Origin of the sequence: Stenotrophomonas sp. PvP093 (assembly GCF_017876915.1) — a bacterium.
Classification (GTDB): domain Bacteria; phylum Pseudomonadota; class Gammaproteobacteria; order Xanthomonadales; family Xanthomonadaceae; genus Stenotrophomonas; species Stenotrophomonas muris.
Genome location: NZ_JAGIOX010000004.1, coordinates 3,966,007 through 3,978,411, shown reverse-complemented (window position 1 = coordinate 3,978,411; position 12,405 = coordinate 3,966,007). Strand labels below are relative to the sequence as shown.

Annotated in this window: 10 protein-coding genes; 4 read left to right on the top strand and 6 right to left on the bottom strand. The window is 68.8% G+C overall.

The annotated features are described in order from the left end of the window. Positions 1 to 44: 44 nt before the first annotated feature. On the top strand, positions 45 to 2,756 hold the full coding sequence (ppc, locus tag J3A72_RS21305) for a phosphoenolpyruvate carboxylase (protein WP_032956706.1): 2,712 nt from the start codon (positions 45 to 47) through the stop codon (positions 2,754 to 2,756). Between the two features lie 116 nt (positions 2,757 to 2,872). Here the strand turns inward: ppc and J3A72_RS21300 are convergent, their stop codons facing one another. Both J3A72_RS21300 and metK read right to left on the bottom strand, forming a co-directional pair. Then, positions 2,873 to 3,379, bottom strand: coding sequence for an acyl-CoA thioesterase (locus J3A72_RS21300; protein WP_010481883.1), 507 nt, complete (start codon positions 3,377 to 3,379; stop codon positions 2,873 to 2,875). Positions 3,380 to 3,519: 140 nt separating this feature from the next. Continuing rightward, positions 3,520 to 4,731, bottom strand: coding sequence for a methionine adenosyltransferase (gene metK / locus J3A72_RS21295; protein WP_010481882.1), 1,212 nt, complete (start codon positions 4,729 to 4,731; stop codon positions 3,520 to 3,522). 335 nt (positions 4,732 to 5,066) lie between these two features. Between metK and J3A72_RS21290 the strand changes: the two genes are divergently transcribed. The 3 genes from J3A72_RS21290 (at position 5,067) to J3A72_RS21280 (ending at position 8,766) form a co-directional block, all read left to right on the top strand. Beyond that, positions 5,067 to 6,782 (top strand): lysophospholipid acyltransferase family protein, encoded by a 1,716-nt coding sequence (locus J3A72_RS21290; RefSeq protein WP_075076543.1) that lies wholly within the window; start codon positions 5,067 to 5,069, stop codon positions 6,780 to 6,782. Further along, positions 6,779 to 7,579 carry a UDP-2,3-diacylglucosamine diphosphatase gene (locus J3A72_RS21285; RefSeq protein WP_075076544.1) on the top strand — a complete coding sequence of 267 codons (801 nt, stop codon included), beginning with the start codon at positions 6,779 to 6,781 and terminating at the stop codon, positions 7,577 to 7,579. The genes J3A72_RS21290 and J3A72_RS21285 overlap by 4 nt, the downstream gene beginning before the upstream one ends. 119 nt (positions 7,580 to 7,698) lie before the next feature. Next, positions 7,699 to 8,766 (top strand): metal-dependent hydrolase, encoded by a 1,068-nt coding sequence (locus J3A72_RS21280; RefSeq protein ID WP_014645964.1) that lies wholly within the window; start codon positions 7,699 to 7,701, stop codon positions 8,764 to 8,766. A gap of 57 nt (positions 8,767 to 8,823) precedes the next feature. On the opposite strand, the gene J3A72_RS21275 is transcribed toward J3A72_RS21280, so the two are convergent. The 4 genes from J3A72_RS21275 to J3A72_RS21260 all read right to left on the bottom strand — a co-directional run bounded on the left by J3A72_RS21275 (position 8,824) and on the right by J3A72_RS21260 (position 12,404). After that, on the bottom strand, positions 8,824 to 9,651 hold the full coding sequence (locus J3A72_RS21275; RefSeq protein ID WP_005415318.1) for a class I SAM-dependent methyltransferase: 828 nt from the start codon (positions 9,649 to 9,651) through the stop codon (positions 8,824 to 8,826). A gap of 64 nt (positions 9,652 to 9,715) precedes the next feature. After that, a complete protein-coding gene (dusB, locus tag J3A72_RS21270) occupies positions 9,716 to 10,711 on the bottom strand; it encodes a tRNA dihydrouridine synthase DusB (protein ID WP_075076552.1) in 996 nt (331 codons plus the stop codon). Between the two features lie 146 nt (positions 10,712 to 10,857). After that, entirely contained in the window at positions 10,858 to 11,289 is a 432-nt protein-coding gene (locus J3A72_RS21265; RefSeq protein WP_014645966.1) for a hypothetical protein, read from the bottom strand. 149 nt (positions 11,290 to 11,438) lie between these two features. Further along, complete coding sequence (locus J3A72_RS21260) at positions 11,439 to 12,404, bottom strand: ribokinase (RefSeq protein ID WP_075076545.1); 966 nt, start codon at positions 12,402 to 12,404, stop codon at positions 11,439 to 11,441. Position 12,405: the final 1 nt, after the last annotated feature.

The window sequence follows — 12,405 nt, the reverse complement described above, 5'->3', positions numbered from 1 at the left end:
AGGCTTGGGGTCTGGATCCGTTGACCGAGGCCTGTGCGTCGCCGATGAACGAGTACCGCAGCAGCATCGAGTTTGCTTCCCCCGATCTTCCGCTTCGCGATGACGTGCGCCGGCTCGGCGCACTGGTCGGTGACCTGCTGGTCGAACAGGTTTCGGCCGCTTTTCTCGACGATGTCGAGGACGTGCGCACCCGCGCCATTGCCCGCCGCGAGAACCAGGCGCCGCTGTCGGAGCTGGCCGAAGGGCTGGCCGGGCGCACGCCGCAGCAGGCCGAGACCATGGTGCGGGCCTTCAGCACCTACTTCCAGGTGGTCAACATCGCCGAGCGCGTGCATCGCATCCGCCGCCGCCGTGATTACCAGCGTGCCGGTACCGCCGGGGCGCAGCCCGACGGCCTGCAGGATGCGCTGCAGCACCTGAAGGCGCAGGGCGTGGGCCTGGATGAGCTGGCGCAGTGGCTGCCGCGCATCGACATCGAACCGGTGTTCACCGCGCACCCGACCGAAGCGGTGCGCCGCGCGCTGCTGGAGAAAGAGCAGCTGATGGTGGCCAGCCTGGTCGACAACCTCGACGGCCAGCGCACGCCGGGGGAAGCGGCCGCCGATGCTGCGCGCTTCCGCATGGCGCTGACCGCTTCGTGGCAAACCACCGATTCCTCGCCGGTGCGGCCTACCGTCGATGACGAGCGCGAGCACGTCGGCTTCTATCTGGTGCAGGTGCTGTACCGGGTGATCCCGGTGCTGTACGAATCGCTGCAGCAGGCGCTGCGCGATACCTACGGCGAAGAACTGCCGCTGCCGCGCCTGCTGCGCTTCGGTACGTGGGTGGGCGGCGACATGGACGGCAACCCGAACGTGGATGCCCACACCATCCGCACTACGCTGGACGCGCAACGGCAGGCCGTGCTGGGTCGCTACCAGAAGGAACTGCTGCAGCTGGCCAGCCTGCTCAGCCAGTCCACCGAGCGGGTGGGCGTGAGCGAGGCGCTGCAGGCGCGCGTGGCGCACTACCAGCAGCTGCTGCCGCAGGTGCAGTCGCGCCCGCGCCATGCCGACATGCCGTACCGCCTGCTCAACGACCGCATGCGTGCACGCCTGCAGGCCACGTTGGATGACGGCGAAGGCGCCTACGCCGGTCCGGACGAACTGATCGACGATCTGCAGCTGATCCTCGACAGCCTGCGCGCCAACCGCGGCGAACATGCCGGTGGCTTCGCCGTGCAGCGCCTGCTGTGGCGGGTGAAGACCTTCGGCTTCCACCTGGCGCGGTTGGACGTGCGCCAGGAATCGAGCGTGCACGCGCGCGCGCTGGCCACGGTGCTGGGCGGCGACGCAGCGTGGGACGGCCTGGATGCAGTGGGCCGCGCGCGCCTGCTGGCGCCGCATGCCAGTGGTGACGCGCCGTTGCCGAAGGGCGACGACGAAGGCAACCGGCGACTGGACGCCGTGTTCGCCGCGCTGGCCGATGCCCGTGCGCGGCATGGTGGCGATGCACTGGGCAGCTACATCATCTCGATGGCACATGACCGCAGCGACGTGCTGGCGGTGCTGGCGCTGGCGCGCCGTGGCGGCCTGGTGGAAGAGAACGGATCAGTACCGCTGGATATCGCGCCGCTGTTCGAGACGGTGGAGGACCTCAAGCGCGGCACCGCGACCCTGCGTGATCTGCTGGCCGACCCGATCTATCGCGCGCACCTGCAAGCACGCGATGACGTGCAGATGGTGATGCTGGGCTATTCGGACAGCAGCAAGGACGGTGGCATCGCCGCATCGCGCTGGGGCCTGCAGCGTGCACAGGTGGAACTGCTGGAGGTGGCGGCCGAGGCCGGCATCCGCCTGACCTTCTTCCATGGCCGTGGCGGCTCGATCAGCCGCGGTGGCGGCAAGACCACGCACGCGGTGGACGCATCGCCGCGCGGCAGCATCGATGGCCGCCTGCGGGTGACCGAGCAGGGCGAGGTGATCCATCGCAAGTACGGCATCCGTGCGCTGGCCCTGCGCTCGCTGGAGCAGGCCACCGGTGCGGTGCTGCGTGCCAGCCTGCGCCCGCGTGCCGCCGAGCCGCGCGAGGATGAGTGGCGACCGGTGATGGACGCGGTGGCATCGGCCAGCAGCGAGGTGTATCGCGCGTTCGTTGGCCAGGCCGGTTTCATGGACTACTTCCGCACCGCCACGCCGATCGACGTGATCGAACGCATGACTCTGGGCTCGCGGCCATCGCGCCGGCTCGGCCAGGACGCCGCGCTGGGCAACCTGCGTGCGATTCCCTGGGTGTTCGCCTGGAGCCAGGCGCGCGCGGTGATTCCCGGTTGGTACGGCGTGGGCAGTGGCCTGCAGGCGGCGGTTGATGCCGGCCACGAACAGACCCTGCGCGAGATGGCGCGGGACTGGCCGTTCTTCCGCACCTTCCTGGACGACATCGCGATGGTGCTGTCCAAGGGCGATATCACCATCGCCGAGCAGTTTTCGCTGTTGTCGGGTGAACTGCACGGGCACTTCTTCCCGCAGGTGCAGCGCGAACTGGAACTCACCCGGCACTGGCTGCTGGCGCTGATGGACCAGCGGACGCTGCTCGACCACGATGCGCGGCTGGCGCTGTCGATCCGCCTGCGCAATCCCTACGTCGATCCGATCAGCGTGCTGCAGGTGGACCTGTTGCAGCGCTGGCGGGCCAGCGGGCGCGAGGATGACGGGTTGCTGCGCGCGCTGGTGGCCTGCGTGAACGGTGTTGCGCAGGGCGTGCAGAACACCGGTTGATCCGCATCCGCCGGGCATGGCCCGGCGAATTCGCAATGGTAGTGCCGGCCGCTGGCCGGCAACCTCATGATGTCCGGCAGCACGCGCGAGGTTGCCGGCCAGCGGCCGGCACTACCTCATTCCTCCGGTGACGGCGGATTCGATGCCAGCAGTTCCAGATGGCGCTGTTCCATTTCCTGGCGCAGCTGGCGGCGGATCTGCGCGGCGGCCTGGCGGCGCTTCTCGTCGGACGTCGCCGGCTGCAGGGGCGGGACGGGCGTCGGCCGGCCTTCCTCATCCACGGCCACCATGGTGAAGAAGCAGCTGTTGGCGTGGCGCACGCTGCGCTTGAGGATGTCCTCGGCCACCACCTTGATGCCGATCTCCATCGACGAGGTGCCGGTATGGTTCACCGAGGCCAGGAAGGTGACCAGCTCGCCCACCGCGATCGGCTGGCGGAACATCACCTGGTCCACCGACAGGGTGACCACGTAGCTGCCGGCGTAACGGCTGGCGCAGGCGTAGGCAACCTGGTCGAGCAGGCGCAGGATGGCGCCGCCGTGGACCTTGCCGGAGAAATTGGCCATCTCCGGCGACATCAGCACGGTCATGGACAGCTGGTGGGTTTTCAGTTCGGTCGACATGCGGCGATTGTATCGGCAACCGGGTAGTGCCGGCCGCTGGCCGGCAATCACGCGATTGTTTCCGAAGGCCATGAAAAAGCCGGCCAGCGGCCGGCTCTACCAGAAAGCAGAAGGGCCGCGTGAGCGGCCCTTCGTGTTTCTTACTTCAGCTTCGCATCGGCGCGCAGGGCGGCGGCGCGGTCGGTCTTCTCCCAGGAGAAGGCCGTGGCGTTGACGGTCTCGCCTTCGCCGTTGAGGTAGCTGAACTCCTTCGGCTTGCGGCCGAAGTGGCCGTAGGCTGCGGTCTGCTGGTACATCGGGTGCACCAGGTCCAGCATCTTGATGATGCCGTACGGGCGCAGGTCGAAGTGCTTGCGGATCAGCTTCTCGATCTTGTCGTCGCTGATCTTGCCGGTGCCGAAGGTGGTGACCGAGATCGAGGTCGGCTCAGCCACGCCGATGGCGTAGGAGACCTGCACTTCGCAACGGTCGGCCAGGCCGGCGGCCACCACGTTCTTGGCGACGTAGCGGGCCGCGTAGGCTGCCGAACGGTCGACCTTGGACGGGTCCTTGCCGGAGAAGGCACCACCACCGTGACGGGCCCAGCCGCCGTAGGTGTCGACGATGATCTTGCGGCCGGTCAGGCCGCAGTCGCCCACCGGGCCACCGATCTCGAACTTGCCGGTCGGGTTGATGTGGAACTTGGTGCCCTTGTGCAGCCACTTGGCCGGCAGCACCGGCTTGATGATCTCTTCGCGGACGGCCTCGATGAGGTCCTTCTGCTTGATGCCGGGGGCGTGCTGGGTCGACAGGACCACGGCGTCGATGGCCGAGACCACGCCGTTTTCATAGCGCAGGGTGACCTGGCTCTTGGCGTCCGGACGCAGCCACGACAGCGGCGAGTTCTTCTTCTTGCGGATCTTGGCCTGCTGCTCGACCAGGCGGTGCGACAGGTGGATCGCGGCCGGCATGTAGCTGTCGGTCTCGTTGGTGGCATAGCCGAACATCAGGCCCTGGTCGCCAGCGCCCATTTCTTCCGGCTTCTTGCGATCCACGCCCTGGGCGATGTGCGGCGACTGCTTGCCGATCAGGTTCAGCACGCCGCAGGTGGCGCCGTCGAAACCGACGTCGGAGCTGTCGTAGCCGATGTCCGTGATGACCTTGCGGGTCAGCGCTTCCAGGTCGATCCAGGCGCTGGTGGTGATTTCACCGGCCACGATGGCAACGCCGGTCTTGACCATGGTCTCGCAGGCCACGCGGGCGCGCTGGTCCTGGGTCAGGATCGCGTCCAGCACCGCATCGGAGATCTGGTCGGCAACCTTGTCCGGATGGCCTTCGGAGACCGACTCGGAGGTGAAGAGATAGCTGGACATCAGGCGTAATATCCCTTGATTCGGATGGAAAGATGGGCGCGCATGATACACGGGGTGCGCCGCCTGTGCATTGTGAACCTGTGCCGGTTGCCGGTGGTTAAGCCCGCGTAGGCCTGGAGGGGCCGTCCCTTGGGGATTGGGGCCCAGCCTTGAGGCCCAGTGTTCCACCAGCGTGACAACAGACGGGACGGCTGCCGGCCCCGACCGCGCAGGCGGCGACCTCGCCGCGAAGGCGGGCCGGCCGTCATCGTTCTGCCCCGAAACCGCCATCTGGCTGCCGCCTGCCGGGCGCAGGCTGTCGGCCAATCCGGCCGCCGGGCATCAGTGGATCCGCCATGCAGGAACTCGAACAGCGTCTCCAGCAACGTTTCCCCGATTGGTTCCATGGCCGTCGCGGCCAACTGGCGCGGCCGCTGCTGCGCAGCGTCGGGCGCTGGTCGCGCCTGGACCAGATCGAAGCCTTCCTGCAGCGCAGCTCAGGACTGCGCGGCTTCGGTTTCGTCGCCGCCGGCCTGGAATTCATCGGCGGCCAGTACCAGGTGGATCCGGCCGCGCTGGCCAGGATCCCGGCCACCGGCCGCCTGCTGATCGTCGCCAACCACCCCTCCGGGGCACTGGATGCCCTCGCACTGCTGGACGCGGTTGGCCGTATCCGCCGCGACGTGCGGATCGTGGCCAACGACCTGCTGGGGGCGATCGCGCCACTGCAGGACCTGCTGCTGCCGGTGCGCATCCTCGGTGGCAAGGCCCGGCGCGGCAGCCTGCATGCGGTGGAGGAAGCATTGGCCGCCGAGCAGTGCGTGATCGTGTTCCCGGCCGGCGAGGTCTCGCGCCTGTCGCTGCGCGGCATCCGCGATGGCCGTTGGCAGCGGGGATTCGTCCGCTTTGCCCGCGCGGCCGCTGCGCCGGTGCTGCCGGTGCGGGTGGAAGCGCGCAACTCGGCGCTGTTCTACGGCGCCTCGACCCTGTTCAAGCCGGCCGGCACTGCGCTGCTGGCGCGCGAAATGTTCACCCGCCGTGGCCGCCCGCTGCGGCTGAGCATCGGCGAGCCGATGCAGCTGGGCAAGGGCGGTGACCCGGGCGCACAGCTGCTGGCGGTGCGCCGCGCGCTGTACGCGCTGGGCCGCAACGGCGCGGCCGGCAATGCCGCTGCCTGCGCTGGCCCCGAGCCATTGGCGTCTCCGGTGCCGCCTTCGCAGGTCGCCGCCGGCATTGCCGCGGCCACCCAGCTGGGCCAGACCGCCGATGGCAAGCAGATCCTGTTGGCGACCTGTACCGCCGATTCACCGCTGCTGCTGGAACTGGGCCGCCTGCGCGAGCTGACCTTCCGCCAGGTGGGCGAGGGCACCGGGCGCAGCCGCGACCTGGACGCCTACGATCCGCAGTACGAGCACATCGTGATCTGGGACGCGGCGGCGCAGCGCATTGCCGGTGCCTACCGCATCATGCGCGGCGCCCAGGCCCTGGCCCGGCACGGCCTGTCCGGGCTCTACAGCGCGTCGCTGTTCCGCTATTCCGACGATGCCATCACCCACATTGCCGAGGGCCTGGAGCTGGGCCGCAGCTTCGTGGTGCCCGATTACTGGGGCAGCCGCAGCCTGGACTACCTGTGGCAGGGCATCGGCGCCTACCTGCAGTGCCGGCCGGGCATCCGCTACCTGTTCGGCGCGGTCTCGATCAGCGCAGCGCTGCCGCGCGATGCGCGCGAGCAGCTGGTGGCCTACTACCAGCGCTACTACGGCGGAACCGCCGGGCTGGCCGAATCGAACCGCCCCTTCCAGTACTTCGCCGCACCGCCAAGTTTCGGCGAGCTGGATGCGGGTGCCGCGTTCGATGTGCTCAAGGCCAACCTGGCCGCACTGGGTACCGGCGTGCCGACGCTGTACCGCCAGTACACCGATCTGTGCGAACCCGGCGGCGCGCGCTTCCTCGCCTTCGGCGTGGACCCGGACTTCAGCGATTCGATCGACGGCCTGATCGAAGTGGACCTGTGCGCGATCCGGCCGAACAAGCGCAAACGCTATCTGCGCGACGCGGGTGCGCCGGCATGAGCACGCTGGCGAACCTGTCGCCGCACCGGCGCGCAGTGTTCGTCTCCGACGTGCACCTGGGCTCACGTCATTGCCACGCCACCGAACTGGCGCGGTTCCTCTCGCAGCTGCGCTGCGAGCGGTTGTACCTGGTCGGCGACATCATTGACCTGTGGTGGATGGCGCATCGCCGCGCCAACTGGCGGCAGTCGCACAGCGAAGTCATCCAGGCCCTGCACGCGCTGCGCCGTGCAAGGATCGAGATCATCTACATTCCCGGCAACCACGATGCCTCGCTGCGCCAGGTGTGCGGGCTGATGTTGCCGGCCATGCAGGTGCGCCGCCGTGCCATCCACGTGACCGCCGATGGCCGCCGGCTGCTGGTCGCGCATGGCGACGACTACGACGGCGTGACCCATTTCGGTGGCCTGCAGGAAAAGTTCGGCGACTGGCTGTACTACCGCATCCTGACCGGCAACCAGGCGCTGAACGCGGTACGGCGCCGGCTTGGCATGCGCTACTGGTCGCTGTCGGAGTTCCTGAAGAAGCGCAGCGGGGCCGCCGAACGCTACATCGAGCGCTTCGTGCAGGCCGGGCTGGACGACGTGCGCCGGCGCGGCCTGGATGGCATCGTCTGCGGCCACATCCACCGCGCGGCGCTGGTCGAACGCGATGGCCTGGTCTACGCCAACGACGGCGACTGGGTGGAGAGCCTGACCGCACTGGCAGAGGACCATGATGGTGCGCTGCGCCTGCTCGACCACAACGGCCAGACCCTGGTGGAACTGCCAGGCGCGCGGTTGTCGCAGGCGGCATAACCCGCGTCTGTCCTACTGTAGAGCCGAGCCCATGCTCGGCTGACGTGGCGCCGAACGAAGCGCAGCCGAGCATGGGCTCGGCTCTACATGCACCGCCCGCAAGCCGCTAGCATCGGCCCATGGACTCCCTGACCCAGATCGTGCTCGGTGGCGCCGTCGCCGCTGCCATCGCCCCGCCCGGACATCGCCGCGCGGCCCTGCTCGCTGGTGCCGCGCTTGGCACCCTGCCGGACCTCGACGCGCTGTGGCTCGGTTTCACCGCAGCCGATCCGGTGGCGAACATGATCGAGCACCGCAGTTTCAGTCATTCGCTGCTGGTACTGCCATGGGTGGCGGCATTGATCTGGTGGCTGTTCAAGCGCTTCGGCAATGGCCGCGTCGCGCAGTCACCGCTGCGCTGGTTCTGGGCGATCCAGCTGGCGCTGGTCACCCATCCGGTGCTGGATGCGTTCACCGTGTATGGCACCCAGTTGTGGTGGCCGCTGCGCCCGCATCCGACCATGGGATCCAGTGTCTTCATCATCGACCCGGGGTATACGGTGTGGCTTCTGCTGGGCTGCGTGCTGGCCTGGTTCGGCCGCGCCCGGCCCTGGGCGGGCAAGGTGCTGGGCGTGGCCCTGCTGCTCAGCAGTGGCTACCTGGGCTGGGGCCTGATCGCCAAGTCACAGGTCGACCGTGCCGCACAGCAGAGCCTGGCCGCGATGGGCCTGGGCGATGCGCCGCGCTTCTCGGTACCGATGCCGTTCAACACCCTGCTGTGGCGGGTGGTGGCGATGACGCCCAATGGCTACGTGGTGGGTGACCGCTCGCTGGTGGCCGACCACGGGCCGATGCGGTTCGAAGGCCATGCGTCCAACGTACAGGCCTTGCGCGAAGCGCAGGCCATCCCGGCGGTGCAGCAGCTGACGTGGTTCAACCGCGGTTTCATGCGTGCGCAGGTGGTTGACGGCCGGTTGGTGCTGAGTGACCTGCGCATGGGGCTGGAGCCGGACTACACCTTCAACTTCGTCGTGGCCGGGCAGGCCGACGGGCAGTGGCGGGCGATCGTTCCCGAGCAGGTGCGGGTGGACTACAGCAGTCCCGCCGCGCGTGCCGACGCCGGTCGCCGCCTGGCGGCGATGTGGCAGCGGATCTGGCAGGAGCCGGCGGCGGCGCCGGGCGCGGCCGACCACACCGCCGTGCATTGATCACTGGATCCACGCATGGCGTGGCTCTACGGCCCCGATCGGCAGCAGAACACCGGATCAATACACCGTGGCGCGGCCCTGGACGAACGAGTAGAAGAACACCGCGTTCGGGTCGTTCTGCACCAGGCGGAACTCGCGGCGCATGCCTTCCACGGTTTCCTCGTCCACCGAGCCGGCCTGCAGCAGCTGGTCGGCGGCCGACAGCAGGAGCTGTTCCCAGAACGCGATCATCGTCTTGCGACGCGCCGGTTCGCGGTTGTCCAGGTGGATGGTCTTGATCTCGGTGTGCACGTCGCGGAAGCCGCCGGCCAGCAGCAGGTTGCCCAGCTTTGCACCGACGAACGGGTCACCGCCATGGTCGTACTGGAAGTCGTTGAAGGCCATCCAGTAGCGCCAGATGTGCGGCGAGTACGGGTCGAGCAGGAACGAGGCATTCATCACTTCGGTGATGTAGACCGGCGAACCCGGTGCCAGCACGCGGCGCACTTCGCTCAGCACCCGCGCCGGTGAAGGCACGTGTTCCAGCACCCAGCACAGGAACGCCGAGTCGAAGCTGCGTGCCTCGAACGGCAGCTCGCCGGCGTCGGCCTGCTGCAGGGTGTATCGGTCGCTGCACCACGGCGTGCGCGCCAGGTTCTCGCGCGCGGTGGCCAGCTGCGTTTCGCTCAGGTCCACGCCGGTCACGTGCAGCTCGGGGAAGCGGCGCAGCAGGATCTCGGTCTGCGCACCGACGCCACTGCCGACTTCCAGCAGGCGCCGCGCGCCGCTGTAGTCGATCTGGCCGAAGATGCTCGATTCCAGCAGCCGGGCCTGGGTCATCAGGCGCTGCTGTTCGGTGCCGGAAAATCCGTGCAGGTAGGTCGGAGAGGAGATCGGCGGGGTCATGGAGGCGGGCTCTCGGAGTTCAATTCGGTCGAGCAGGCTCGACGTTGCGACGCGGCGGGGGCGGTCAGGCGGCCGAAGACAGCGCCGGTTCCCCGGCGATCAGGCGGTCGAAGTACTCGGTGGTCAGCGCGATCTGGCCCTGCGGGTCTTCGGCACGGTTGACCACCGCGCGGAACGCGGCGTTCTCCGGCCGGTCATTGGCATACCAGCCCAGGTGCTTGCGCGCGATGCGCACGCCCTGCGGCTCGCCATAGAACGCATGCAGCGCATGCAGGTGGCCGAGCAGGATGTCGCGCACTTCCGCCAGCGACGGCGGTGGCAGTTCCTCGCCGGTGGCCAGGTAGTGCGCCACTTCGCGGAAGATCCACGGCCGGCCCTGCGCGGAGCGGCCGATCATCACTGCATCCACCCCGGTCTGCTGCAGCACGTGGGCGGCCTTCTGCGGTGAATCGATGTCACCGTTGGCGATCACCGGGATGCGCAGCGCAGCCTTGATCTCGCCGATGGTGGCGTACTCGGCCTGGCCGGTGTAATGCTGGTCGCGGGTGCGGCCATGCACGGCCAGCGCGGCGATGCCACTCGCCTCGGCGATGCGGGCGATCACCGGGCCATTGCGATGGTCGCAGTCCCAACCGGTGCGGATCTTCAGCGTGACCGGCACGTCCACTGCGTTGACCACGGCTTCGAGGATGCGCGCCACCAGCTGCTCGTCGCGCATCAGCGCCGAGCCCGCCCAGGCGTTGCACACCTTCTTGGCCGGGCAGCCCATGTTGATGTCGATGATCTGCGCGCCGTGGTCGACGTTGTAGCGCGCGGCCTCGGCCAGCTGCTGCGGCTCGGTGCCGGCGATCTGCACGCTGATCGGGGCCGGCTCGCCGTCATGGTCCATGCGGTGGATCGACTTGCGCGTGTTCCAGAAGCGCGGGTCGCTGATGGTCATTTCCGAGGCGGCCAGTCCCGCACCCAGCCGTTTGCACAGCAGGCGGAAGGGCTTGTCGGTGACGCCGGCCATGGGTGCCAGCACGACGTTGGGGGCAATGGTGTACGGGCCGATCTGCATGCGCCCATTGTAGGGCGCGGGCGGCGGTACGGCCGTGCCGGGCGTGGTCCGGTTCAGGCCGATCGGCACCGACCTCATGCCGTACCGGCATCAGCAGATGCTTGACGGTTGCTTCCGCCGCCCCACGGGCGGGCGATGGTGGGCGGCTAACCCAGGCTCTGCCAGGCCTGGCGGGTACCCAGCGCGAAGGCCAGCCCCAGGCCCAGGCAGACCAGCGAGCTGACCGCCCAGAAGCGCGTGCCGTTGTACCCCGGCCGGAACAGCGCCAGGCCGAAGCCCATCGCGGCACGCAGCAACAGCAGCGCGGCGATGCCGGGCAGGACCAGGCGGCTGGCCGGCAGCGGCGAATGCCAGCCCGCGGCGGCCAGTGCGTACAGGGTCCAGGCCACCAGCACGGCAGTGATGACCGCAGTCATCAGCGGTGGCCACCAGTGCCCCGCATGCGCCAGCCGGACCACGCGCTGGCCGGCACCGAAGTACCTGTACCACGCGGCGCCGAAGGCGATGCAGCCGATATGCAGCAGCGCCGCCACGGCGCTGCCGGCGGCCGCGACCAGCAGCCAGGGGAATCCGTCCATGTCCTGCCCGTGCGAGGAAGCTGCGCGGATGGTGGGCGAGGGGCAGGATGTGGGCAATGCGACAGGCGGTCGCAGGGGCTGGGCAATGGGCAAAAGAAAGGCCCGGGTGTCTGCACACCCGGGCCTCGTCATCCACGCGTGGCGTGGAATTACCTGGTTTCAGCGTCGGCCGGGGTGAAGCGCGGCATCGCCGCAGCGGCGCCTTCCTTCTCGGTCGAACGGCCGGCGAACTGGTTGGCGAAGCGCACGTGGCGGGCGAACGGGGCGTCGGCCACCTGCGCCAGCGACGCGGCCAGCGCACCGTTGAAGGCGTCACCGGCACCGGTGGTGTCGATCGCCTGCACCTGTTCGGCACCCACGCGGTAGTACGGCTGGGTATCGCCGCGCAGGTTCTCGTCGGCATGCGACACGAACACGCCCACCGAACCCAGGGTCACCACCACGGTGCCGTTGCCGACCAGCTTGCGGCACAGCGCGTGCAGGCTGGCGCCATCCAGCGCGGCGACGTCGTTGGCATCCACGCGCTCACCGACATGGCGGCCGAGCAGGGCAGCGAACTCGGTTTCGTTCGGGGTGATCACATCGGCCAGCTTGAGCAGGCCGATGGTCGAGGGCGCGTCGGCCGGTGCGGTATTGAGCACGGTGGTGACACCGGCCTCGCGGGCCGTGGCCAGCGCCGCTTCGATGGTCTGCACCGGCGATTCCAGCTGCACCAGCACCACCTTGGCGCGGGTCAGCAGGGCCTGCCGCTGTTGCAGGAAATCGGTGCCCAGCGCGGCGTTGGCACCCGGGCCGATCACGATGGTGTTGCGGCCACGCGCGTCCACGTAGATGCCCGCGGTGCCGGTCGGTTCGCTGCTGGCCTCGGCGATCAGCGCGAAGCCATCCTGCGCAGCCAGTTCACGCGCGGTGGCGCCACCGGCGTCATCGCCCAACGCGCACACGAAGTGCGTGTCGGCACCGGCGCGGCAGGCCGCCACCGCCTGGTTGAAGCCCTTGCCCCCGGGGCCGGTGCTGTAGCGGCCGGCAATGGTCGCACCCGGTGCCGGCAGCGACTCACACCGCCACACGTGATCGACATTGAAGGAACCGACGACAACGACACTGCTGCTCATA

Excerpts from the sequence above, each read along its gene's own strand:
- J3A72_RS21285 (WP_075076544.1), top strand. The coding sequence starts at position 6,779 with ATGAGCACGCTGGCGAACCTGTCGCCGCACCGGCGCGCAGTGTTCGTC.
- J3A72_RS21260 (WP_075076545.1), bottom strand. The coding sequence starts at position 12,404 with ATGAGCAGCAGTGTCGTTGTCGTCGGTTCCTTCAATGTCGATCACGTG.
- J3A72_RS21275 (WP_005415318.1), bottom strand. The coding sequence starts at position 9,651 with ATGACCCCGCCGATCTCCTCTCCGACCTACCTGCACGGATTTTCCGGC.
- J3A72_RS21280 (WP_014645964.1), top strand. The coding sequence starts at position 7,699 with ATGGACTCCCTGACCCAGATCGTGCTCGGTGGCGCCGTCGCCGCTGCC.
- J3A72_RS21300 (WP_010481883.1), bottom strand. The coding sequence starts at position 3,379 with ATGTCGACCGAACTGAAAACCCACCAGCTGTCCATGACCGTGCTGATG.
- ppc (WP_032956706.1), top strand. The coding sequence starts at position 45 with ATGAACGAGTACCGCAGCAGCATCGAGTTTGCTTCCCCCGATCTTCCG.
- J3A72_RS21290 (WP_075076543.1), top strand. The coding sequence starts at position 5,067 with ATGCAGGAACTCGAACAGCGTCTCCAGCAACGTTTCCCCGATTGGTTC.
- dusB (WP_075076552.1), bottom strand. The coding sequence starts at position 10,711 with ATGCAGATCGGCCCGTACACCATTGCCCCCAACGTCGTGCTGGCACCC.
- J3A72_RS21265 (WP_014645966.1), bottom strand. The coding sequence starts at position 11,289 with ATGGACGGATTCCCCTGGCTGCTGGTCGCGGCCGCCGGCAGCGCCGTG.
- metK (WP_010481882.1), bottom strand. The coding sequence starts at position 4,731 with ATGTCCAGCTATCTCTTCACCTCCGAGTCGGTCTCCGAAGGCCATCCG.